General features: G+C 66.5%; 1 pseudogene. It reads left to right on the forward strand.

Annotation, left to right across the window (positions count from 1 at the left end):
• A pseudogene (locus AF337_RS27315) lies at nt 1-224 on the forward strand (FGGY-family carbohydrate kinase); the annotation flags it as partial.

Genomic DNA, 224 nt, shown 5'->3' on the forward strand with positions numbered 1-224 from the left:
CCCCGGCATCGACAGCGAATTACGACTGGTTTCTCGACACGCTCTGCGCTGCCGAACGGAAGAATGGCGAGGTGCAAGGCAACTCCATCCACGCCCTGCTGGCGCCCGAGATCGAGGCCGCCTTCGAGCGCCCCTCGACCGCGCTCTTCCATCCCTATCTGTTCGGCTCGCCCTATGGCGCGGCGGCCAGCGCCGGCTTCTTCGGGCTCGGTGGATGGCACGAT

This window comes from Rhizobium ecuadorense (genome assembly GCF_001187535.1).
Classification (GTDB): domain Bacteria; phylum Pseudomonadota; class Alphaproteobacteria; order Rhizobiales; family Rhizobiaceae; genus Rhizobium; species Rhizobium ecuadorense.